The 22,902-nt window shown below is 61.1% G+C and carries 20 protein-coding genes and 1 other RNA gene; 11 read left to right on the forward strand and 10 right to left on the reverse strand.

What is annotated here, in order from left to right:
• The first annotated feature begins 66 nt into the window (after window positions 1-66).
• On the forward strand, window positions 67-948 hold the full coding sequence (locus PFLCHA0_RS04125) for a LysR family transcriptional regulator (protein WP_015634101.1): 882 nt from the start codon (window positions 67-69) through the stop codon (window positions 946-948).
• Window positions 949-1,100: 152 nt separating this feature from the next.
• On the opposite strand, the gene ssrA is transcribed toward PFLCHA0_RS04125, so the two are convergent.
• The 7 genes from ssrA to PFLCHA0_RS04155 form a co-directional block, all read right to left on the reverse strand.
• Window positions 1,101-1,494: a transfer-messenger RNA gene (gene ssrA, locus PFLCHA0_RS31035) on the reverse strand.
• An 88-nt stretch (window positions 1,495-1,582) separates the two neighbouring features.
• A complete protein-coding gene (locus PFLCHA0_RS04130; protein ID WP_015634102.1) occupies window positions 1,583-1,870 on the reverse strand; it encodes a hypothetical protein in 288 nt (95 codons plus the stop codon).
• A 210-nt stretch (window positions 1,871-2,080) separates the two neighbouring features.
• Window positions 2,081-4,891, reverse strand: a complete 2,811-nt coding sequence (locus PFLCHA0_RS04135; RefSeq protein WP_015634103.1) for an FAD-binding and (Fe-S)-binding domain-containing protein — start codon at window positions 4,889-4,891, stop codon at window positions 2,081-2,083.
• Entirely contained in the window at window positions 4,888-5,559 is a 672-nt protein-coding gene (locus tag PFLCHA0_RS04140) for a LutC/YkgG family protein (RefSeq protein WP_015634104.1), read from the reverse strand. Before PFLCHA0_RS04140 ends, PFLCHA0_RS04135 begins: the two co-directional genes overlap by 4 nt.
• Entirely contained in the window at window positions 5,559-7,013 is a 1,455-nt protein-coding gene (locus PFLCHA0_RS04145; RefSeq protein WP_015634105.1) for a LutB/LldF family L-lactate oxidation iron-sulfur protein, read from the reverse strand. The genes PFLCHA0_RS04140 and PFLCHA0_RS04145 overlap by 1 nt, the downstream gene beginning before the upstream one ends.
• Window positions 7,010-7,834, reverse strand: coding sequence for a (Fe-S)-binding protein (locus PFLCHA0_RS04150; RefSeq protein WP_015634106.1), 825 nt, complete (start codon window positions 7,832-7,834; stop codon window positions 7,010-7,012). Before PFLCHA0_RS04150 ends, PFLCHA0_RS04145 begins: the two co-directional genes overlap by 4 nt.
• A gap of 151 nt (window positions 7,835-7,985) precedes the next feature.
• Entirely contained in the window at window positions 7,986-9,680 is a 1,695-nt protein-coding gene (locus PFLCHA0_RS04155) for a lactate permease LctP family transporter (RefSeq protein WP_015634107.1), read from the reverse strand.
• A gap of 261 nt (window positions 9,681-9,941) precedes the next feature.
• On the opposite strand from PFLCHA0_RS04155, the gene PFLCHA0_RS04160 reads away from it, so the two are divergent.
• The gene (locus PFLCHA0_RS04160) at window positions 9,942-10,709 is read left to right on the forward strand and encodes an FCD domain-containing protein (RefSeq protein WP_015634108.1); all 768 of its coding nucleotides are present in this window, start codon (window positions 9,942-9,944) and stop codon (window positions 10,707-10,709) included.
• 81 nt (window positions 10,710-10,790) lie between these two features.
• Here the strand turns inward: PFLCHA0_RS04160 and smpB are convergent, their stop codons facing one another.
• On the reverse strand, window positions 10,791-11,273 hold the full coding sequence (smpB, locus tag PFLCHA0_RS04165; RefSeq protein WP_025131431.1) for an SsrA-binding protein SmpB: 483 nt from the start codon (window positions 11,271-11,273) through the stop codon (window positions 10,791-10,793).
• Between the two features lie 117 nt (window positions 11,274-11,390).
• Here smpB and PFLCHA0_RS04170 point away from each other — a divergent pair, with 117 nt between their 5' ends.
• Genes PFLCHA0_RS04170 through PFLCHA0_RS04180 form a run of 3 tightly spaced genes read left to right on the forward strand, consistent with a single transcriptional unit; the run spans window position 11,391 to window position 13,543 of the window.
• Entirely contained in the window at window positions 11,391-12,794 is a 1,404-nt protein-coding gene (locus PFLCHA0_RS04170; RefSeq protein WP_041751945.1) for a sodium-dependent transporter, read from the forward strand.
• 7 nt (window positions 12,795-12,801) lie between these two features.
• The gene (locus PFLCHA0_RS04175) at window positions 12,802-13,236 is read left to right on the forward strand and encodes a type II toxin-antitoxin system RatA family toxin (RefSeq protein WP_011059182.1); all 435 of its coding nucleotides are present in this window, start codon (window positions 12,802-12,804) and stop codon (window positions 13,234-13,236) included.
• Entirely contained in the window at window positions 13,229-13,543 is a 315-nt protein-coding gene (locus PFLCHA0_RS04180) for an RnfH family protein (RefSeq protein WP_015634110.1), read from the forward strand. Before PFLCHA0_RS04175 ends, PFLCHA0_RS04180 begins: the two co-directional genes overlap by 8 nt.
• Window positions 13,544-13,603: 60 nt before the next feature.
• Here the strand turns inward: PFLCHA0_RS04180 and PFLCHA0_RS04185 are convergent, their stop codons facing one another.
• A complete protein-coding gene (locus PFLCHA0_RS04185; protein ID WP_011059184.1) occupies window positions 13,604-14,131 on the reverse strand; it encodes an outer membrane protein assembly factor BamE in 528 nt (175 codons plus the stop codon).
• Between the two features lie 98 nt (window positions 14,132-14,229).
• On the opposite strand from PFLCHA0_RS04185, the gene fur reads away from it, so the two are divergent.
• Window positions 14,230-14,634 (forward strand): ferric iron uptake transcriptional regulator, encoded by a 405-nt coding sequence (gene fur / locus PFLCHA0_RS04190; RefSeq protein ID WP_011059185.1) that lies wholly within the window; start codon window positions 14,230-14,232, stop codon window positions 14,632-14,634.
• Window positions 14,635-14,728: 94 nt separating this feature from the next.
• Here the strand turns inward: fur and recN are convergent, their stop codons facing one another.
• The gene (gene recN, locus PFLCHA0_RS04195) at window positions 14,729-16,402 is read right to left on the reverse strand and encodes a DNA repair protein RecN (RefSeq protein ID WP_015634111.1); all 1,674 of its coding nucleotides are present in this window, start codon (window positions 16,400-16,402) and stop codon (window positions 14,729-14,731) included.
• A gap of 250 nt (window positions 16,403-16,652) precedes the next feature.
• Between recN and grpE the strand changes: the two genes are divergently transcribed.
• The 5 genes from grpE to carA all read left to right on the forward strand — a co-directional run bounded on the left by grpE (window position 16,653) and on the right by carA (window position 22,895).
• A complete protein-coding gene (gene grpE / locus PFLCHA0_RS04200) occupies window positions 16,653-17,219 on the forward strand; it encodes a nucleotide exchange factor GrpE (RefSeq protein ID WP_011059187.1) in 567 nt (188 codons plus the stop codon).
• A 102-nt stretch (window positions 17,220-17,321) separates the two neighbouring features.
• A complete protein-coding gene (dnaK, locus tag PFLCHA0_RS04205) occupies window positions 17,322-19,238 on the forward strand; it encodes a molecular chaperone DnaK (RefSeq protein WP_011059188.1) in 1,917 nt (638 codons plus the stop codon).
• A gap of 322 nt (window positions 19,239-19,560) precedes the next feature.
• Window positions 19,561-20,685, forward strand: coding sequence for a molecular chaperone DnaJ (gene dnaJ / locus PFLCHA0_RS04210; RefSeq protein ID WP_015634112.1), 1,125 nt, complete (start codon window positions 19,561-19,563; stop codon window positions 20,683-20,685).
• 10 nt (window positions 20,686-20,695) lie between these two features.
• On the forward strand, window positions 20,696-21,502 hold the full coding sequence (dapB, locus tag PFLCHA0_RS04215) for a 4-hydroxy-tetrahydrodipicolinate reductase (RefSeq protein WP_015634113.1): 807 nt from the start codon (window positions 20,696-20,698) through the stop codon (window positions 21,500-21,502).
• A gap of 256 nt (window positions 21,503-21,758) precedes the next feature.
• Window positions 21,759-22,895 carry a glutamine-hydrolyzing carbamoyl-phosphate synthase small subunit gene (carA, locus tag PFLCHA0_RS04220; RefSeq protein WP_011059191.1) on the forward strand — a complete coding sequence of 379 codons (1,137 nt, stop codon included), beginning with the start codon at window positions 21,759-21,761 and terminating at the stop codon, window positions 22,893-22,895.
• Window positions 22,896-22,902: the final 7 nt, after the last annotated feature.

Raw genomic sequence — 22,902 nt, forward strand, 5'->3', positions numbered from 1 at the left:
TGCTTGAAAAACAGCGACTACTGCATAATGGCTTTGCATTAATGCAAACCAGGGGGGATGGGAGGTATGGCGTTGCAGGCAAATTGGGACGATCTTCGGCTGCTGCTGGCCGTCTCGCGGCGTGGCAGTTTTCTTCAGGCGGGCCAGCTGTTGGGTATCGCGGCGTCTACTGTGTCCCGTCGCCTGACCCAACTGGAAGTGGCCTTGGGTGAGCCGCTGGTTGAACGAGGCGTTGAAGGCTGTTGGCTGACCGCACGGGGCCAGTCCCTGGTGGAAGTGGCACTGGCGGCGGAAGCCGGCTTGCGGCGCCAAGCGGCGACGGATCTGTCCGGGGTGCAGACGGAGCTCTGTGGCAGTGTCCTGGTGAGTGCCGGAGAGGGGTTTTCTCCTTGTGTGCTGGAGGCCGCGAGTCGTTTTACGGCCCTGCATCCGCGTTGTTCCGTGGAGTTGCTGGTCACCGCCGACTTTCACAAGATCGTCCGCGGCGTGGCCGATATTGCAGTACGCACCGCGCACCTGGGCGAGCCCTCGCTGATCTATCGGCCCCTGGGCAAGCTCGCCTACGGCGTCTTCGCCCAGGCTGGCTATCTGCAGCGGTTCCCGGAGGTGACCTTGGCGACTGCGGCCAACATCGCCTTGCTTCCGCCGCTGGATATGTTGCCGCAAATGCGTGCCGCCAAGGCAGCAGGCCTGGACCGTGGGCAAATCAGCGTGGACTCGTTCGCCGTGCAACTGGAGTCGGTGAGGCGAGGCCTGGGCGTGGCGGTACTGCCGCGCATTCTGGCGAAGGACCTGACCGAGGTGTTCCCGGAGCTTGAACTTCCAGATATGGAGGTCTACCTGGTCACCCGGCCTCAGGCGTTGAAGCAGGCGCACATCCGAGGCTTCTTTGAGATATTGGAGCAGGTCATGCTCGACGTTCTGGAGGTTGAAAGGGGCGACGATTGAATGCTGGGAGTGCGCGCTCTTGAACGAGCGTATGGCGTCAGGTGGCGTGGAGCGTGCTGGGCGTCTGTGGGCCTGGATACGCGCCCGATCATGGCACTCACTGAGTTTCAGGCACAAAAAAAGACGTCCGTGGACGTCTTTTTTTGATCATTTGGTGGAGCCGGGGGGATTTGAACCCCCGTCCGCCAGTACTCCGCTGTCGGTACTACATGCTTAGCCGTGTCTATTGAGTTAACCCTCAGCGACCCGACGGGCAGGGTGCTTTGGGCGAGTTGTGTAAGTTTTAGCCGCTTCGTCCACAACGTACTGCACGGCGATTCTGTTCTATATGACAATCATTTTGGGTTTACAGACATCCCCTGATGATTGCTGGACCCGAAGGTACCAGGGGGGAAGGGCTAAGGCTGCTTACGCAGCGAGAGCGTAATCCCCGTAGGTTTCGTCATTGGCAACTATAGGAAGTTGCAACAGTGGATTTACGAGTTCTGTTACCAACTCGGCATGCACCTAAAGTTTCGCAACCGGCGTCGAATCCTAAACGGCCCCGAACCTGTTGTGCATTACCAACAGGTGGGCGGATTCTACGCTAACCGAGGCCAGAAGGCCAACCCGAAGGTTGGCCCAATGCATCGGCCTACTGATCGCCCTTGGTGTTGTTCTGCAATTGCTGGATGGCCTGGGTGGTCAGGGAGATGCAGTTCTTGGTGCCTTCCTCGGTGCCTTTGGCGTGTTCGGCGGTGGCTTGCTGGACCTTGGCGTCGATGTCGCTGCTCAGGTCCGAGCTCATGGCTTCGGTGCTGACCTTGGCATCCTTGATTTTTTGCAGGTTGATCTGGCACAGGTCCTCTTGCCCGGCGGCAAACACCGGGGAGGCCAGCATCGCGGCGGTAATGAACAGTCCAGCCAGTGCGGAACGCTTCATGGTTATCTCCTTGATCGCAGGGGCTCGGTGTTGCCGGTCAACAGGGCCGGCTGCCGAGTGGGCTAAGCCCTTTTTTGCGGGCCTAGAAAATGGACTGTAGCCGCGCTCTGGGGTTCTGTTTTTTTTTCGAAGAAATGAAAAAGCCAGGGGCGTCTTCCGCCAGGCACAAAAAAGGGGCGAAAACGCCCCTTGGTTGCGCGATTCGATGGCTCAGACCGCCTTGGCCCGGGTGACCCGATCCACCAGGTAGACCAGCCCGTGATAGTCGATCCCGCCATGCTGGCTGAGGCCGATTTCACAGGTGCGGCTGGTGGAGATGCCTTCGCTGCAATACTGCACCGCGTCCTTGAGGCTGCGTAGGGAGTGGGCATTGAGTTCCGGGGTGGTGAAACCCTTGTCGCCGGCGAAACCACAGCAATGGATGCCTTCGGGGATCACCACGTTGTTGCTGCAACGCCGGGCCAGTTCGATCAGCGCCTGGCTCTCGCCCAGGTGCTGGGTGCTGCAGGTGACGTGCACCGCGATCGGCGCTTCCTGCGGCGTGAACTCCAGGCGCTCCAGCAGGTGGGTGCGGATGAAGCGCACCGGGTCGTAGAGGTCCAGGCGCACGTCCCCCAGGTCCTGCACCAGGCGCAGGGTGCAAGGGCTGGTGTCGCAGTAGATCGGGTCGAGGCCGCCCCGGCTGGCGTGGAGCAGGGCGCCGATCAGTTCCTGGCGCTTGTCCTCGGCCTGGGTGGCGTAGCCCTTGGAGGCGAACGGCTGGCCGCAGCACAGGTTGTCCAGGTTGTCCGGCAGCACCACTTGATAGCCGGCCTTTTCCAGCAGGCCGCGGGTTTTCTCGTAGAGTGAGCTTTGCTCCTTGTCGCCCGCCGCTGGCCCCATGACCCGGGACACACAGGCTGCCAGGTAAACCACCCGCGGACGCGCGTCGCTGACGCTCGGGCTGAAGCGGATGGCCTTTTCCGGCTGGGGCATGGCGCTGCTCCACTGCGGCACCTGGCCTTTGGACAGACGCGTCAGGCTCGCCGACAGCTTGCTCAGGCGCGGCGCGCCCAGGAGCATGCGCGCACCGTTGGCCACGTGCAGGGTGAAGCGGGCGCCCTGCAAGGTGGTGGCGAAGTGCGAGCCGAGCCAGTCGGCGGTGCCGTTATGGGTGGCGTGTTCACTGCGCAGTTTCTTCACCAGCTCGCCGGTGTTGATACCCACCGGGCAGCGCTGGGCGCACAGGCCGGTGGCGGCGCAGGTGTCGATGCCCTGGTACTGATAGGCCGCTTCCAGTTCCGTGGTGTCGATGCCGGCCCGTTTGCGTGCCTGGATATCACGCCAGATGACGATGCGCTGGCGCGGGCTCAGGGTCAGCCCCTTGGACGGGCACACCGGCTCGCAGAAGCCGCACTCGATGCACTTATCCACAATCTCGTCGGCCGCCGGCAGTGGCTTGAGGTGCTTGAGGTGGATCTGCGGATCTTCGCTGAGCACCACGTCCGGGTTGAGGATGCCGTTGGGGTCCAGCAGGCGCTTGAGCTGCCACATCAGCTGGTAGGCATCGCTGCCCCATTCCAGCTCGACGAAAGGTGCCATGTTGCGCCCGGTGCCGTGCTCGGCCTTCAGCGAACCGCCGAATTCCACCGCCACCAGTTGCGCCACGTCGTCCATGAACGCCTGGTAGCGGTTCACTTCCTCGCTGCTGTTGAAGCCCTGGGTGAAGACGAAGTGCAGGTTGCCCTCCAGGGCGTGGCCGAACAGGATCGCTTCGTCGTAGTGGTGCTTGTCGAACAGCTCGATCAGGCGGTTGACGCCGATGGCCAGCTGTTCCACGGGGAAGGTCACGTCTTCGATGATCACTGTGGTGCCGGTCTTGCGCACCGCGCCTACCGCCGGGAAGGTGTCCTTGCGGATCGCCCAGAGCTTGGCGTTTTCCTGCGGGTCTTCAGTGAAGTCCACCTGCTTTTCCACCGGGAAGGCGGCCAGGGAATTCATGATCTGCGCCAGTTGCTCATGCAGCAGTGATGAGGACGCGGCGCGGGACTCGATCAGCAGCGCGCAGGCGTTGGCCGAGAGTTGCTGGACGAAGGCCGGCATGCCGGGCTTGTCCTGCACCGAGCGCAGGCTGCGGCGGTCCAGCAGTTCCACCGCCGACACCGGCTGGCTCTTGAGCACGGTCACCGCGTTGCAGCAGGTTTCCACATCGGGAAAGACGATCAGCGCCGACGCCTTGTTCGGGTGGTCGATCACCGTGTCGTAGGTCACCGCGCTGATAAAGCCCAGGGTGCCCTCGGAGCCCACCAGCAGGTGGCTGAGGATGTCCAGCGGCTCGTCGAAATCCACCAGGGCATTGAGGGACAGGCCGGTGGTGTTTTTCAGCCGGTATTTGTGGCGGATTTTCGCGGCCAGTTCACTGTTGGCACGGGTGCTGCGGCCCAGTTCGGCCAGGCGCTCCAGCAACGGACCATGGCTGGCGCGGAAGGCGGCGATGCTGACCTCATCCTCGGTATCCAGACGCGTGCCATCGGCCAGTACCAGGCGAATGCCGGCCAGGGTGTGATAGGTGTTCTGCGCGGTGCCGCAGCACATGCCGCTGGCGTTGTTGGCGACGATGCCACCGATCTTGCAGGCGTTGATCGAGGCCGGATCGGGGCCGATCTTGCGCCCGAAAGGTGCCAGCCAGGCATTGGCCTGGGCGCCAATCACACCAGGCTGCAGACGAATCTGCGTACCCTGGTGGCGAATCTCCTTGCCGTTCCAGTTATCCCCCAGAACGATCAGCACCGAGTCGCTGATGGCTTGCCCGGAAAGGCTGGTGCCCGCCGCGCGGAAGGTCACCGGCACCCGGTCGCGCTGGGCCAGCTGGAGCAGGGTCACCACTTCATCTTCGGATTCGACGCGGATCACCAGCTTGGGGATCAGTCGGTAGAAGCTGGCGTCGGTGCCGAAGGCCAGGGTCGAGAGCGGGTCGTCGAAGCGCCGCTCCGGGGGGATCAGTTGCTGGGCGTCACGCAGAAAAGCGGTCGGTAGGCTCATTGGTCCTCCAGGATCAGCACCACCAGGTCTTTCGGGCCGTGGGCGCCGTAAGCCAGGACTTGCTCGATATCAGCGGTCTTCGACGGGCCGGATACCAGCAGCGCGTTGGTCGGCATGCCGGCGGCCCAGTTCATCTGTTGCTGCACCTGATAGAAGTTGTCGCGGATCTCGCTGGCCTTGAGCAGGGCGAAATGCACCGGCGGCACCAGGCTCATCAGCCGCGGCTCTTCCCGGGTCGGCCAGAGGATCAGGCTGCCGGTGGCGGCGATGGCGCCCAGGGTGGTAGTGAGGCTGGCCGGGGTGTCGTTGAACAGCTCGGCTTTCCATTCTTCCACCGGGCGGTCGTAGGCCTTGAGCGCCGGCAGTTGCGGCTGCTCGGCCCAGTACTGGGTGACCCGCTGGCCGTGGGGCGTGCTCGGGGCGATCAGCAGGCTGGGCAACTGGCGTTCCTGTAGCAGGCGGGCCAGCAGCTCCGGCCAGTCGGCGCCGTTGCTCAGGTGAATCTCGGTGTGCACCGCTTCCATCTGTTTGCGCAGTTGCGGGATGCGTTGTTCCGCGCTGTAGGTGTAAGGCTCGGTGACCAGCGCCTCGTCGAAGTTATCCACAATCGGCGTGGTGCCGCTCAGGCTGTTGCGCAGCTTGGCGAGGATGTTGTGTTTCGCGCTCATCAGCGGTCTCCCTGCGTGTCCAGGTGCTCACGGGCCAGATCATGCAGCGACCGGGCGGCGGGTTTTGGCGCACTGTGGTTCTGCGTCCAGGGGCCGACCTTGCTCGGGGTGAGGGCGCGCAGCCGGGTGGCGGCCAGGGTGAACAGGCGATACAGGCGCGGTGAGCTGTTGAGACGGGCCCAGGCGTTCCAGATGAAACGTTCCTTGCGCGAGTACTTGCTGCCCTGGCCGCGCATTACTTGATGGGGGCTGTCGGGGGCCTTGACGTTTTCTTCCCGCAGTCGGCGCAGCAGCGCCGGGATCGGGATCTTCACCGGGCAGACTTCGCCACAGGCGCCGCACAGTGACGAGGCGCTGGGGTGATCCGGCACCTTGGCCAGACCGACCATGTGCGGGGTGATGATCTTGCCGATCGGCCCCGGGTAGACCTCGCCATAAGTGTGGCCGCCGACCCGGGTGTAGACCGGGCAGTGGTTCATGCAGGCGCCGCAGCGGATGCAGTTCAGGGTCTGGCGCAGTTCGCTGTCGGCAAACGCCTGGCTGCGGCCGTTGTCCAGCAGCACCAAGTGCACTTCCTGGGGGCCGTCGAGCTCATGCTCTTTGCGCGGGCCGGAGATCATGTTGACGTATGTAGTGATGGGCTGGCCCAGGGCCGAGCGGGTCAGCAGTGAAAGCAGCGGCACCACGTCCCGCAGGTTCTCGACGACTTTCTCGATCCCGGTGACGGCGATGTGCACTGGCGGCACGGTGGTGGACATGCGCCCGTTGCCTTCGTTTTCCACCAGCAGCAGGGTGCCGGTCTCGGCCACGGCGAAGTTGACGCCGGAGACGCCGATATCGGCTTCGAAGAATTTCTGCCGCAAGACCTTGCGACCGATCTGAATGAGTTGGTCAACGTCCTTGGTGTACTCCACGCCGAGTTTGTCGTGGAACAAGGACGCGACCTGACCGGCATTCTTGTGGATCGCCGGCATAATGATGTGTGAAGGCTTCTCGTGGTCGAGCTGGACGATGAACTCGCCCATGTCCGACTCAAGGCATTCAATGCCTTGTTCAGCGAGGACATGGTTCATTTCCATCTCTTCGCTGACCATCGATTTGCCCTTGATCACTTGCCGCGCCTCGTGAGCGCGGATGATCGAGAGGACGATGCCATTGGCTTCGTCCACCGTTTCCGCCCAGTGCACTGTCACACCGTTGCGGGTCAGGTTCTGTTCCAGGCGCTCGAGCAGGTCGGGCAGCTTGGACAACGCCCGGGCGCGAATCGCGTTGCCCAGGGCGCGCAGGTGTTCTCTTTCGTGGGCATCGCTGAACGAAGCCGCACGCTTGGCCATGAGTGAATCCATGGCACTGCGAAAGTTGTTTCGCAGTTGTTGGTCACCCAGGGCCTGGTGGGCCCGGGTGCGAAAATCGTCCGCCAGCGTCGTGGTCGGAATCAGCTCTGGGGTGCTCATTGTGCACCTCCAGTACGTTGCCAGAGGAAGCTCGCCAGGTGCTGGCCGCGCAATGCCTCTTGCTGTTTCTCCAGCGCGCCGTTGATGTTCATCAAGCAGCCGCAGTCGGCACTCAGCACCTGATGTGCGCCGGATTCCTTCAGCGCGCGGGTCTTGTCCGCGACCATGGCGCCGGAGATGTCCGGCATTCGGACGCTGAAAGTCCCGCCAAAGCCACAGCATTCGCTTTCGTGGCTGTGTTCTACCCGTTCCACATTGCTCAGCTGTGACAGCAACTCACGGCCGTGCAGGTGGGTGTTCATTTCCCGGCGTGCCGAGCACGAGGTGTGCAAGGCCACCTTGACCGGAGCGCCACTGTCCTTGAGCTGCACCTTGCACACGTGCAGGAGGAACTCGGCCAGTTCATAGGTGCGGGCGGCCAGGGCCTGCACTTGTTGCAACGTCTCGGGCTCGTCCTTGAACAAGTCCGCGTAATGCTCGCGCAGCATGCCCGCGCAGGAACCCGACGGCACCACCACCGGATAGTCGCCGGCAAACAGCGCCAGTTGCGAGCGGGCCACGGTGCGCGCCTGCTCGGTGTAACCCGAGGTGTAGGCCGGTTGTCCGCAGCAGCTTTGCCCTTGCGGGTACTCCACGCGAATGCCTTCGCGCTCCAGCAGGTGAATCGCGTCCATCCCGGCTTCGGGATAGAACAGGTCGACCACACAAGTGCCGAACAGGTAGACCCGCGACGGTTTCGCGCTGGGGTACTGCCGGGGTTCGGCCAGCGGCGGTGCGACACGGGTCGCATTGGGCACGGCGTTGTAGAAAAGCTCGCTCATCAGGCGTGTCTCCGGGTGGTCCCGGTTATTCGTCCGTCGAGGCGGCTGAAAGATAAACCAGCAAGCTTTCAGCAGCCTTGCAGACCGGGTGGTGAATGACTGACGCCGCGGGTGAGGGCGGCGTCGGTTCCATCGGTGTCGCAGGTGTTGCTTAGTGCACCAGCATGCCGGTGAACCAGTAGGCCTGGGCCAGGGTGATCAGACCGACAATAGTGGCAAAGAACAGACTGTGCTTGAGGGTGAAGCGGAACAGGTCCGATTCCTTGCCCACCAGGCCGGTGGCGGCGCAGGCCACGGCGATCGATTGCGGCGAGATCATTTTGCCGGTCACGCCGCCGCTGGTGTTGGCCGCGACCAGCAGGGTGTCATTGACCCCGATCTGGTGCGCGGTGGTGGCTTGCAGCGAGCTGAACAGAGCGTTGGACGAGGTATCGGAACCGGTGAGGAACACCCCGAGCCAGCCCAGGAACGGCGAGAAGAACGGGAATGCTGCCCCCGTCGCCGCCAGGACCAGGGCCATGGTCGAAGACATGCCCGAGTAGTTGGTGACGAAGGCGAACGCCAGCACCATGCCGATGGATAGGATCGGCCAGCGCAGCTCGTAGAAGGTCTCTTTCAAAGTGGTCAGACCAGTTTTGAAGTTGATCTTCAGCACCAGCATGGAGATCAGCGCGGAGAAGAAAATCGCCGTGCCAGTGGCGGAGATCGGGTCGAGCTTGAACACCGCCGGGATGGCCGTTGGCGTGGTCACGATCGGCGCCATCTTGATCACCAGCTGATCCAGATGCGGGATGGCGAAGTTGAACACCCAGCCGTACATCGAGCCGCCGGCGGCGAACATCGCCTTGAAGGGCTTGAGGGTCCAGATGGTCACCAGCACGGTGAGGATCAGGAACGGCGACCAGGCCTTGAAGATCTGGCCCAGGCTGTAGGGCGAGGCCTGGGTTTGGCGTGGCTGGCCGAAGCCACCGGCACTGGCGGTGATGGCCGCGCTGGAGGTGGCACCGGCGATCTGTGCACCGGCGGTGCGCTTGGGTTGCCAGATTTTCAGGAACAGGGTCAGGGAGATCAGGCTGGCCAGGGCCGAGGTGATGTCCGGCAGTTCCGGGCCGATGAAGTTCGAGGTGAAGTACTGGGTAATGGCAAAGCTCAGGCCAGCCACCAGGGCGGCGGGCCAGGTCTCTTTGACGCCGCGCATACCGTCCATCATGAACACCAGCCAGAACGGCACGAACAGCGACAGCAGCGGCAGTTGGCGGCCGGTCATGGCGCCGATCTTGAAGGCGTCGATGCCCGTCACCTGGCCGGCGACGATGATCGGAATCCCCAGGGCGCCGAAGGCCACGGGCGCGGTGTTGGCGATCAGGCACAGGCCGGCGGCGTACAGCGGGTTGAAGCCCAGGCCCACCAGCAGGGCGGCGGTGATCGCCACTGGCGCGCCAAAGCCGGCAGCCCCTTCAAGGAAGGCGCCGAAGCAGAAACCGATCAGCAGCACCTGCAGGCGCTGGTCGTCGGTGATCGACAGCACCGAGCTGCGGATGATTTCGAACTGGCCGCTCTTCACGGTCAGCTTGTAGAGGAAAACGGCGGCGACAATGATCCAGGCGATGGGCCACAGACCGTAGGCAAATCCATAGCCAGCGGCAGCGAGGGCCATGTCGGCGGGCATCTGGAAGGCGAAGATCGCCACCAGGATCGACAAGGCCAGGGTGATACTCCCGGCGACGTGTCCTTTGAGACGGAACACGGCCAGAGCCAGGAAGAAAAACACGATCGGGATGACGGCGGCGAGGGCGGACAGGCCGAGGCTGCCAAGCGGGCTATAGAGCTGTTGCCAGGTTTGCATAATGGGGTGGCCCCTAATTGTTGTTGGTCAGGCACTGCTAGCGTCTTGGTTAATTGGTAAGACCAATTTACAATCGCTGTTGGCTAGGGTAAAAGCCTTGTGCTCGGTGTGTCAATTTGCCGCCCTAAAACTTTTGTCGAATGCGCTATGGCGCGGGCATCTGATCGGTGCAAATGGCCGTGTTCTGACAGGTGTTGGCGCGCCATGAATAGGCCAGAATAGAGCCCCCCGGCGAAGGGTCGGGAGGGTGGAGAGTGAGTTATGGGGTTTGATCAGATACGCCAGCGCCGTTTGTCCGACGATATCGTCGAGCGTCTGGAAGGGATGATTCTTGAAGGCACCTTGACGGCCGGCGAGCGGCTGCCAGCCGAGCGGGCACTGGCCGAGCAGTTCGGTGTCTCTCGGCCCTCACTGCGCGAGGCGATCCAGAAACTCACGGCCAAGGGGTTGCTGATCAGTCGTCAGGGCGGTGGCAACTATGTGGTGGAATCCCTGGGCTCGACCTTCAGCGATCCACTGCTGCACCTGCTGGAAAACAACACCGATGCCCAGCGCGACCTGCTGGAGTTCCGGCATACGCTGGAAGCGTCCTGCGCCTATTACGCGGCGCTGCGGGCGACGGCAGTGGATCGTGAGCGACTGACTCAAGCCTTCGAGGAGTTGCAGGATTGTTATTCCCGTTCCGACGATGTCAGTCGTATCGAGGAGGGTGCGGCGGATGCCAAGTTCCACTTGGCGATTGCCGAGGCCAGCCACAACGCCGTGCTGCTGCACACCATCCGCGGGCTGTTCGACCTGCTCAAACGCAACGTGGTGACCAACATCGGTGGCATGTACAAGCAGCGCACGGAAACCCGCGACATGCTGATCAGCCAGCACCGCGACCTGTACCAGGCAATTATCGAAGGGCGGGCCGAAGAGGCGCGGGAAATCTCCAGCCGTCACATTCTCTATGTGCAGGAAGTGCTCGAAGAAGTGCGTCAGGAAGTGCAGCGAGTGGCCCGGGCCGAACGGCGCAAGGGCATGTAATGCAAATCGCCGGCAAGCCGGCTCCTACCTGGGTGTTGTAGGAGCCGGCTTACCGGCGAAAGCGACCTCAAGGCAGGAAGATCAGTCTTCCTTGCCCTTGGTCCGCACCGCGCGCTGCAGCTCGCGATCGGAGTCGCGCTCGCGTTCGGTATGTCGCTTGTCGTATTCCTTCTTGCCCTTGCCCAGTGCGATTTCACACTTGATCAGGTGCTTGCTCCAGTAGAGCGAAAGGCACACGCAGGCGTAACCCTTCTGCTGCACGGCGGCAAACAGCTTTTCCAGCTCGCGCTGGTTGAGCAGCAGCTTGCGCGAGCGCGTCGGGTCGGCGATGACGTGGGTGCTGGCGGTGGTCAATGGTGTGAAGTGGCTGCCGAGCAACCAGGCTTCACCATCCTTGAGCAGCACATAACTGTCCACCAGCTGTGCCTTGCCTGCACGCAGACTCTTTACTTCCCAGCCGGCCAGGACCATGCCAGCCTCGAACCGATGTTCGATGAAGTAATCGTGACGCGCCTTTTTATTTTGCGCGATGGTCCCTGTTGGGTGTTTCTTCTGTTTAGCCATAGGGGCGGCATTATAGGGAGTTGCGCGCGCGTCGGCTACGGTGACGCAGCGTGCTTGAGCAGGTTGATTGAATCCCGGACAATGCTGCCTCTTTTTTTTCGGTTGGGCGCGTTAACGATGTCGACAGACAGGGTCTCTGTCCACGGCGGCTGGGCAAGCCGCTGGGTCTTTATACTCGCTGCAACTGGTTCGGCCGTGGGCCTGGGGAGCATCTGGAAATTCCCCTACATGGTCGGCGTCTATGGTGGTGGTGCCTTTGTTCTGGTGTTTCTGGCGTGTATTGCGCTGATCGGGTTGCCGGTGATGCTGGCGGAAACCCTGATTGGCCGTCGTGCGCGTCAAAGCCCGGCGAATGCCCTGAAGGTGCTGGCCCTGGAGGCCGGGCATTCGGCCAAGTGGTCCTGGGGCGCCTTTGCCGGAATGATCACGGCGTTGCTGATTCTCTCCTTCTACAGCGTGGTGGGTGGTTGGTCCCTGGACTACATCATCGATATGGGGCGTGGCGACTTCCAAGGGGTTGCGGCGGACCAGGTCGGGGCATATTTCGCTGCAGTGACTGCCGATCCCTGGCGCCTGACCTTGTGGCACACGCTGTTCATGCTGCTGTCGGCGCTGGTGATTGCCAAGGGTGTGGTGGCCGGGCTTGAGCGCAGCCTGCGGGTCATGATGCCGCTGCTGTTCGTGATGTTGCTGGTGCTGCTGGGCTACAGCATGACCACCGGGCATTTCATGCAGGGCCTGCACTTCATGTTCGACTTCAGCCTGGAGCGTTTGCTCGACGGGCTGTTGCCAGCCATGGGGCACGCGTTCTTTTCCCTCAGCGTGGGAGTGGGCTCGATCATGATCTACGGCGCCTACATGCCCAAGCATTCGTCCCTGGCTGGCACCGTGGTCGGGGTGGCGCTGCTGGATACCTTCGTTTCGCTGGTGGCTGGTATGGCCCTGTTCCCCATTGTATTTGCCGCCGGGCTGAACCCCAGCGAAGGGCCGGGGCTGATGTTCATCAGCCTGCCGTTTGCCTTCGGGAATGTGGCGTTCGGCCAGCTTATGGGCGTAGTGTTCTTTATCCTGGTGGCGATCGCTGCCTGGAGTTCGGCCATTTCCTTGTTGGAGCCGATGGTGGCTTATCTCGTCGAGAGGACTAAAATCCGCCGCGGCTGGGTGACATTCTGGCTGGCGTTCAGTTGCTGGTTCGTGGGATTGGGAACGGTGTTCTCTTTCAACATCTGGCAACAGGCCAAATTTTTCGTGAACGAAGGCGGCGTTTTTCATCTCTACCAATGGGGCGCGGCCGGCGGTCTGGACTTCTTTGGTGTGATCGACTTTTTCACCTCGCGGATCATGTTGCCTCTTGGCGGTTTGTGCTTCGTGGTATTTGCAGGTTGGGTGATGGGCCGTGAGGCAGTTCGTGATGAGCTGTCGTTACGTAGCCCGCTGTTGTTCGCTCTGGCCTTGTTTTTGATGCGCTATGTGGCGCCCGTCGGCATTCTTGTGGTGTTTGCCGCCCAGTTGTGGAAATGAAGCTCACATGACGACCCATATTCAACGTTCGGCCCTTCTGCCCTATCCGGCGCAGTTCCTTTACGATCTGGTCAATGACGTGGCCCGGTACCCGGAGTTTCTGCCCTGGTGCTCGTCGGCCGAGGTGCTGGAAAGCAGCGAAGAGCGGATGCGCGCGAGCCTGGCGGTGGCCAAGGGCGGCATGAGTCAGCGCTTCGTGACCTGCAACAATCTGGTGCCGGGGCAGTCGATCGAGATGAATCTGGAGGAGGGGCCATTCAATCAGTTGCATGGCGTGTGGGTGTTCAAGCCGCTGGGCGAGAAGGCCTGCAAGATCAGCCTTGATCTGTCTTTCGATTATGCGGGGCCCTTGGTTCGAGCGACCTTGGGGCCGCTGTTCAACCAGGCGGCGAATACTCTGGTGGACGCTTTCTGCCAGCGGGCCAAGCAGTTGCATGGCTGAGTCGATGATTTCGATTGAGGTGGCCTACGCGGCTGTCGATCGCCAGGCGTTGATCAGTGTGCAGGTGCCCCAGGGGTCGACGCTGCGTGCAGCCTTGCAGGCTTCAGCCATCGGGCAGCAATTTCCCGAACTGGATCTGGCGGCTTGTCCGGTGGGGATCTTCGGCAAGCAGGTCAGTGACCCTGAACAGCATGTGATTCAGGCGGGGGATCGGATCGAGGTCTATCGCCCATTGCTGGCCGATCCGAAAGAGGTTCGGCGTCTGCGGGCGGCGAAAGCGGCCGAGGCACGCAAGCGCGAATCGTGATTGATGGTGACAGGCAATAAAAAGCCCGGGCATGCCCGGGCTTTTTTATTTCGCCACAAATTATTCCGGCGAAGTATCCAGTGGTTCAGGCGTAGGAACTGGCACGGTTTTCACGCCATCTACGTCCTTCTGGATCTGGTCGAGCAGCGAGCCAGGCTTGGCTGGTTTCTCGGCTTTTGGTTTCTCGACGTTCTCGGCAGGCGCTGTCACGGTGTTGGCGCTGTCCTTGCCCAGCAGGGCTTCGTCGCGGCTTACACCCGGCATGAAGTCACCGGCCAAGCTGACCAACTGGTCGTTGCCGTTGAAGATCAGGCTCACGCGTTCCTGTTGGCGTTCACCACCACCAGGCTGCAGGCTGTAGAGATAATCCCAGCGATCGGCATGGAACGTGTCGGTCAACAGAGGGTTGCCCATGATAAACCGCACTTGCCGTCGGGTCATTCCGGGGCGCAACTGGTCTATCATGTCCTGCGTGACGACATTGCCCTGCTGGATGTCGATTTTGTAAACCCCGGGGAATGAACAACCGGCGAGTGCGAGCAGTCCCACGAAGGTGAAACTGGTTAGCAAGAGCTTGGTGTTTTGCATCGGTGGGCGACTTCCACTATCTTGGCTGGGACAACGTAAACCCCGATCATACCCGCATTAAGAGAAGCTGCGAAGCAGCATCGGCGAGAAAGCTGACCATGGTTGAAAATAGCGAACTACGTAAAGCCGGCCTCAAAGTGACTCTGCCACGAGTCAAAATTCTACAAATGCTCGATTCCACCGAGCAGCGGCACATGAGCGCCGAGGATGTCTACAAGGCGCTGATGGAAGCTGGTGAGGATGTGGGTCTGGCCACGGTTTACCGTGTACTGACTCAATTCGAAGCAGCCGGACTGGTGGTACGCCATAATTTTGATGGCGGTCACGCTGTATTCGAGCTGGCGGATGGCGGTCACCACGACCATATGGTCAACGTGGAGTCTGGTGAAGTGATCGAATTCTTCGACGAAGAAATCGAAAAGCTTCAGAAGGCGATTGTCGAAAAGCACGGTTTCGAGTTGGTGGATCACAATCTTGTGCTGTACGTGCGCAAGAAGAAGTAAGCCCCTCACGCGGCGTTTATCGTCGTGAAACGATCGAAGGCGACCCTAGGGTCGCCTTCGTGTTTTGTGCCTATATAAAAGAAGCGCTGAAGGTTCAGGCCTTGGCGGTCACCACCATTTTCTTGGCGTGGGCCAGAGACTCCTTGGTCAGGTCGATGCCGCCGAGCATCCGCGCCACCTCCTCGACCCTCTCATTCTTGCCCAGCTTGGATACTGCGGTATGAGTGGCATCGCTGCCGCGCACCTTGTGCACGAACAGATGCTGATGCCCCTGGGCGGCGACTTGCGGCAGGTGTGTCACGGTCAATACCTGGCCGCGTTCGCCGAGGCGGCGCAGCAGCTGGCCGACGATCTCGGCTGTCGGGCCGCCAATCCCCACGTCGACTTCGTCGAATACCAATGTGGGAACCCGCGAGGTCTGCGCGGTGATGACTTGGATCGCCAGGCTGATACGTGACAGCTCACCGCCGGACGCGACTTTCGCCAGGGCCTTGAGGGGTTGCCCGGGGTTGGCACTGACCAGCAGTTCCACCTGCTCCAGGCCGTTGGGCAGCAGTTCATCGCTGCTGTTGGCGCGCAGCTCGATGGTGAAGCGCCCTCCGGGCATGCCCAGGCGCTGGATCTCCTGCTCCACTGCGCTGGCCAGGCTGGTCGCGGCCTGCTGGCGCAACTGACTCAGTTCCTGGGCTTTCTCCTGATAATGACGAGCGAAGGATTGCAGCTCTTCGCCCAGCCGTTCGATGGATTCGTCATTGGCGTCCAGAGTCTCTATTTCATCCAGCAGGGTTTGCTGCATGGCAGCGAGTTCGAAGGGCTGGATGCGATGCTTGCGCGCCAGGGTATAGATGGCGTCGAGGCGTTCTTCGAGTTGTTGCAGGCGTGCCGGATCAGCGTCGAAGTGGTCAAGGAAACGATTCAACTCGCCCACGGCTTCTTCGACCTGGATCTGCGCGCTGGCCAGCAGGTTGGTGGCCTCGCCCAGGGAATCCGAGGAGTTGCCGATGCTCGACAGGCGGTTGAGGCTGACAGTCAGGGCGTTCAGGACATTGCCTGAATCACTTTCGCTGCATTGCTCCACCACCTGGCGGCAGATGCCCAGCAGGGTTTCGGCATTGGTCAGGTTCTTGTGCTCCTGCTCCAGCTGTTCGAGTTCATTTTCCCCGAGCCCCAGGTTTTCCAGTTCTTCGAGCTGGTAGCTGAGCAGTTGATGGCGAGCGCGCTGCTCGTCGCCGGAGTTGGACAGGCGCTCCAGCTCCAGGCGGGTCTGGCGCCAGCGCTGCGCAGCCAGTTGCACCTGGCGCGCCAGGTCGGTTGCGCCGGCGTACTCATCCAGTAGGCGCCTATGGGTATCGGTCTTGAGCAGCGACTGGTGTTCATGCTGGCTGTGGATATCGATCAGCAGTTCGCCCAGGGCTTTCAAGTCTCCGAGCGGGCAGGGCGTACCGTTGATATAGCCGCGGGAACGTCCTTCTGCCGTGATGACCCGACGCAGGATGCACGGGCCGTCAGTGTCCAGGTCACGCTCGGCCAGCCAGGCGTGGGCCTCGGGGATATCCGCCAGATCGAAGGTGGCGAGGATATCGGCCTTGTCGGCTCCGGGGCGTACCACGCCGCTGTCGGCACGATCACCCAGGGTCAGGCCGAGCGCGTCGAGCATGATCGACTTGCCGGCACCGGTCTCGCCGGTAATGACGCTCATCCCGCGATCGAGTTCCAGATCCAGGTGTTCGACGATGGCGTAATTGTGTACGGACAGGTGCACCAGCATTAAGGCCGCTCCCAAACTAGATGTCTGGTTATTTATACAGTGTTTTGTTTCGAGCTGACAATGCTTTCCCTTAGCTCGATTTGCTTGGTCGTTCTGGCTTTTTAGTGCGCTCGGTAATGTCCACATACAGGATTTATCGGGTCGGAACGACTTTTGCTGTGGCTGCGGACTTGAACCTTGAAAATGCGACCCCATATAGCTGGGCAGAAGAGTGAGCCCGGCTCACAGACGATATTGAAAGGAGAATTTCATGGCTGACGAACAGACGCTGGATACGCAAAATCTAGACGCCAATCAGGCTCCCGAGGCATCGGGTGATGACCTGGCGGCTCGTGTACAAGTGCTCGAAGAGCAACTGGCTGGCGCGCAGGATCAGGCTTTGCGTGTTGCTGCCGATCTGCAGAACGTCCGCCGCCGCGCTGAGCAGGACGTGGAGAAAGCTCACAAATTCGCGCTGGAGAAGTTTGCCGGCGACCTGCTGCCGGTGATCGACAGCCTGGAACGTGGCCTGGAGCTGTCCAACCCGGACGACGAAAGCATCCGCCCGATGCGTGAAGGCATCGAGCTGACCTTGAAGATGTTCCACGACACCCTCAAGCGTTATCAGCTGGAAGCCATCGATCCACACGGCGAACCCTTCAACGCTGAACAGCATCAGGCCATGGCCATGCAGGAAAGCGCGGATGTCGAGCCGAACAGTGTTCTGAAAGTGTTCCAGAAGGGCTACCAGCTCAACGGTCGCCTGCTGCGCCCGGCCATGGTCGTGGTCAGCAAGGCTCCTGCACCGGTTTCGCCTTCGATTGACGAAAAGGCTTGAAAACGGCTGTAGAGCCCCCATTTATCAGTCAAGCGTTTAAGTGCTACCGCAGTTTGCCACCACAGCTGCGGCATCCAAATCCAAAGTTTCGGGAGAGTTAACATGGGCAAGATTATCGGTATTGACTTGGGGACCACCAACTCGTGCGTCTCCATTCTTGAAAACGGCAACGTAAAAGTTATCGAAAACGCTGAAGGCGCGCGTACCACGCCGTCGATCATCGCGTACGCCAACGATGGCGAAATCCTGGTAGGTCAGTCGGCCAAGCGTCAGGCTGTCACCAACCCGCACAACACCCTGTACGCAGTAAAGCGTCTGATCGGTCGTCGCTTCGACGAAGAAGTTGTGCAGAAAGACATCCAGATGGTCCCTTACAAGATCGTCAAGGCTGACAACAACGACGCCTGGGTTGAAGTGAACGGCCAGAAAATGGCTCCGCCACAAATCTCGGCTGAAATCCTCAAGAAAATGAAGAAGACCGCCGAAGACTACCTCGGCGAAGCCGTGACCGAAGCGGTCATCACTGTTCCGGCCTACTTCAACGACAGCCAGCGCCAGGCGACCAAAGACGCCGGCCGCATCGCAGGCCTGGACGTCAAACGTATCATCAACGAACCAACCGCAGCCGCTCTGGCCTACGGTATGGACAAGGCCAAGGGCGATCACACCGTGATCGTTTACGACCTGGGCGGTGGTACTTTCGACGTTTCGGTGATCGAAATCGCTGAAGTCGATGGCGAGCACCAGTTCGAAGTGCTGGCCACCAACGGTGACACCTTCCTCGGTGGTGAAGACTTCGACATCCGCTTGATCGACTACCTGGTTGATGAGTTCAAGAAAGAAAGCGGCATGAACCTCAAGGGTGACCCACTGGCCATGCAGCGCCTGAAAGAAGCTGCCGAGAAAGCCAAGATCGAGCTGTCCTCGAGCCAGCAGACCGACGTCAACCTGCCGTACATCACTGCAGATGCCACCGGTCCTAAGCACCTGAACGTGAAGATTTCCCGCGCCAAGCTGGAGTCGCTGGTTGAAGACCTGGTTCAGCGCACCATCGAGCCTTGCCGTATCGCGCTCAAAGACGCCGGTATCGACGTGGGTTCGATCAACGACGTGATCCTGGTCGGCGGCCAGACCCGTATGCCGCTGGTACAGAAGACCGTAACCGACTTCTTCGGTAAGGAAGCCCGCAAGGACGTCAACCCGGACGAAGCTGTTGCCATGGGTGCTGCCATCCAGGGTGCGGTACTGGCCGGCGACGTGAAAGACGTACTGCTGCTGGACGTCAGCCCGCTGACCCTGGGTATCGAAACCATGGGTGGCGTGATGACCGCGCTGATCGAGAAAAACACCACGATTCCTACCAAGAAATCCCAAGTGTTCTCGACTGCCGACGACAACCAGGGCGCAGTGACCATTCACGTACTGCAGGGCGAGCGCAAGCAGGCCGCGCAGAACAAGTCCCTGGGCAAGTTCGACCTGGCCGACATTCCACCAGCTCCACGTGGCGTGCCGCAGATCGAAGTGACCTTCGACATCGACGCCAACGGCATCCTGCACGTAGGTGCGAAGGACAAGGCTACCGGCAAGACTCAGTCGATCGTGATCAAGGCCAACTCGGGTCTGTCGGATGAAGAGATCCAGCAGATGATCCGTGACGCTGAAGCCAACTCGGAAGAGGATCGCAAGTTCGAAGAACTGGCCACCGCCCGTAACCAGGGTGATGCGCTGGTGCACTCGACTCGCAAGATGGTGGCTGACGCCGGTGACAAAGTGACCGCGGAAGAGAAAACCGCAATCGAAGCCGCCGTGGTTGCCCTGGAAGCTGCCGTCAAGGGCGACGACAAGGCTGCCATCGACGCCAAGGTCGAAGAGCTGTCGAAAGTCTCGGCCCCGGTTGCCCAGAAGATGTACGCCGAACAGGCCCAGCCTGCAGAAGGCGCGGCACCGCACGCCGAGTCTGCTGAAAAAGCCGACGATGTCGTCGACGCCGAGTTCGAAGAAGTAAAAGACCACAAGTAATGGCTTGTTGGTCGGCCGGTTGACTGCCTTCGGGCGGTGACTGGTAGGATGTCGCCGCGCGGGAGCTTGCTCCCGCGTTGGCGTGTCTGGAGTCAGCGAAATTTTGACGGCGTACAAGCTCCGTTTGTGCGCTGGCGGTCGGGTCGGAGAAGCTCCTGCTTTCCGGCTGTGATGACCGCAATGGTCGGCCCGCAACCGGGTTGGCTTTCCAAGACCAGGATCGTTGAATTGACGTGAGTTGGGTCCGGGCCTGTATTGGGGCTCAGCGAGTTTGGCAGAGCTCAGGAGGGTTTGCCGGACGTCCTTAAGAGTGCAAAGACTTATGGCAAAGCGTGACTATTACGAAGTGTTGGGTGTGGAGCGTGGCTCCAGCGATGCGGAGCTGAAAAAGGCTTACCGTCGTTTGGCGATGAAGCATCACCCGGACCGTAATCCCGGCGACAAAGCGTCGGAAGACATGTTCAAGGAGGCCAACGAGGCCTACGAAGTACTGTCCGATTCCAGCAAGCGTGCCGCGTATGACCAGTACGGCCACGCTGGTGTCGACCCGAGCATGGGTGGCGGGGGTGCCGGCTTCGGCGGGCAGAACTTCTCCGATATCTTCGGTGACGTGTTCAGTGATTTCTTCGGTGGCGGTCGCGGCGGTTCCCGTGGCGGTGCGCAACGCGGCAGCGACCTGCGTTACACCCTGGAGTTGAACCTGGAAGAGGCGGTGCGTGGCACCACGGTGAATATCCGTGTGCCGACACTGGTCAACTGCAAGCCATGCGATGGTTCGGGCGCCAAGAAGGGGTCTTCCCCTGTCACTTGTCCGACCTGTGGCGGTATTGGTCAGGTGCGCATGCAGCAGGGTTTCTTCTCGGTGCAGCAGACCTGCCCGCGCTGCCATGGCCAGGGCAAGATCATTTCCGATCCGTGCGATTCGTGCCACGGCGAAGGTCGGGTCGAAGAGTACAAGACGCTGTCGGTGAAAGTGCCGGCAGGTGTCGATACCGGCGACCGTATTCGCCTGTCCGGCGAAGGCGAGGCGGGGACCCAGGGTGGCCCGACTGGCGACCTGTATGTGGTGATCAATGTGCGTGAGCACGCGATCTTCCAGCGCGACGGCAAGCACCTGTTCTGTGAAGTGCCCATCAGCTTCGTAGATGCGGCGTTGGGTGGCGAGCTGGAGATTCCGACCCTGGACGGTCGGGTCAAGCTGAAGATCCCAGAGGGAACACAGACCGGCAAGCAGTTCCGGATTCGTGGCAAGGGCGTTGCTCCCGTGCGTGGCGGCGGTGCCGGCGACCTGATGTGCCGGGTTGCGGTGGAGACGCCAGTGAACCTGAGTCGTCGTCAGCGCGAGCTGCTGGAAGAGTTGCGTGGTTCGCTGGACGACGACAATTCTCACTCGCCGAAAACTACCGGCTGGTTCGAGGGCGTCAAGCGCTTCTTCGGCGACCTGTAAGGAGTAACGCATGCGACGTATAGCAGTGATGGGCGCCGCCGGGCGCATGGGCAAGACCCTGGTCGAGGCTGTGCAGCTGCGCTCGCCGCTCTCCGGGCTGACGGCAGCCATCGTTCGGCCTGGCAGTTCGCTGGTGGGCGCGGATGCAGGTGAGCTGGCATCCCTGGGGCGTCTTGGCGTGTCGATGTCCGATAGCCTGGAGAAGGTTGTCGATGAGTTTGATGTGCTGATCGATTTCACCTTGCCGGAAGTGATGCTCAAGAACCTGGCCTTCTGCCGTAAGGCGGGCAAGGCCATGGTGATTGGTACTACGGGTTTGGGTGCCAAGGAAAAGCAATTGCTGGCCGAGGCGGGCAAGGAGATTCCGATCGTCTTCGCTGCCAACTTCAGTGTTGGGGTCAACCTGTCGCTGAAGCTGCTGGATATGGCGGCTCGGGTGCTGGGTGATGATGCGGATATCGAGATCATCGAGGCGCATCACCGACACAAGATCGATGCGCCATCGGGCACCGCCCTGCGCATGGGTGAGGTGATCGCCAGCGCTCTGGGGCGCGATCTGCAGCAGGTCGCGGTGTATGGTCGTGAAGGCCATACCGGCGCCCGTGAGCGTGAAACCATCGGCTTCGCCACGGTTCGTGGTGGCGATGTGGTGGGGGATCACACCGTGCTGTTTGCCACTGAGGGCGAGCGCCTGGAGATTACCCACAAGGCCTCCAGTCGCATGACCTTCGCCAAGGGCGCGGTGCGTGCCGCGCTGTGGCTGGACGGGCGCGAGGCCGGCCTATACGACATGCAGGATGTGCTGGATCTGCGTTGAGATGCATCTGAAGTGGGGTTGAGGCTGTCCTTCAACCCCACTTCGTACCGCTAGGCGATGTTCTGTCGCATTCCTCTGCCTTTAGGGCTCATTAGCGGTGGACCGAAAAAGCCTTTTTCTGTAAGCTACAGCTTTAGTGTGTCCACTAAAAGCGCGCAGATAATTCGACGAAGAAGCGGGGTGACGTGTCTATACGTCATTCCGCTTTTTTGCAACCTGCGATCGCCCTTTCAGGCTCTATTTACGGGAGGTCTTCTTGACTAAGCCAGCCATACTCGCCCTTGCTGATGGCAGCATTTTTCGTGGCGAAGCCATTGGAGCCGACGGTCAAACCGTTGGTGAGGTGGTGTTCAACACCGCAATGACCGGCTATCAGGAAATCCTTACCGATCCTTCCTACGCCCAACAGATCGTTACCCTGACTTACCCTCACATCGGCAACACCGGCACCACGCCGGAAGATGCCGAGTCCGACCGCGTCTGGTCGGCCGGCCTGGTCATCCGTGACCTGCCGCTGGTAGCCAGCAACTGGCGTAACACTCTGTCCCTGTCCGATTACCTGAAAGCCAACAACGTGGTGGCGATCGCTGGTATCGACACCCGTCGCCTGACCCGCATCCTGCGTGAGAAAGGTGCACAGAACGGCTGCATCATGGCCGGTGACAACATTTCCGAAGAAGCGGCGATCGCTGCAGCGCGCGGCTTCCCTGGCCTCAAAGGCATGGACCTGGCGAAAGTCGTCAGCACCAAGGAAAGCTACGAGTGGCGTTCGACTGTCTGGGATCTGAAGACCGACAGCCACGCCACCATCGAGGCTTCCGAGCTGCCGTATCACGTGGTTGCCTACGACTACGGGGTCAAGCTGAATATCCTGCGCATGCTGGTGGAGCGCGGTTGCCGCGTCACCGTGGTGCCTGCCCAGACCCCAGCGAGCGATGTGCTGGCTCTCAAGCCTGACGGTGTGTTCCTGTCCAACGGCCCAGGTGACCCCGAGCCTTGCGACTACGCCATCAAGGCGATCAAGGAAATCCTCGAAACCGAGATTCCGGTGTTCGGCATCTGCCTGGGTCACCAACTGCTGGCCCTGGCCTCTGGTGCCAAGACCCTGAAAATGGGCCACGGCCACCACGGTGCCAACCACCCGGTGCAGGATCTGGACAGCGGCGTGGTCATGATCACCAGCCAGAACCACGGTTTTGCGGTGGATGAGGCTACGCTGCCGGGCAACGTCCGGGCGATCCACAAGTCGCTGTTCGACGGCACCCTGCAGGGTATCGAGCGTACCGACAAGAGCGCGTTCAGCTTCCAGGGCCACCCGGAAGCCAGCCCGGGCCCGAACGATGTCGCGCCGCTGTTCGACCGCTTCATCAACGAGATGGCCAAGCGACGCTAAACGCTCG

This window comes from Pseudomonas protegens CHA0 (genome assembly GCF_000397205.1).
In the GTDB taxonomy this organism is placed as follows: Bacteria; Pseudomonadota; Gammaproteobacteria; order Pseudomonadales; family Pseudomonadaceae; genus Aquipseudomonas; species Aquipseudomonas protegens.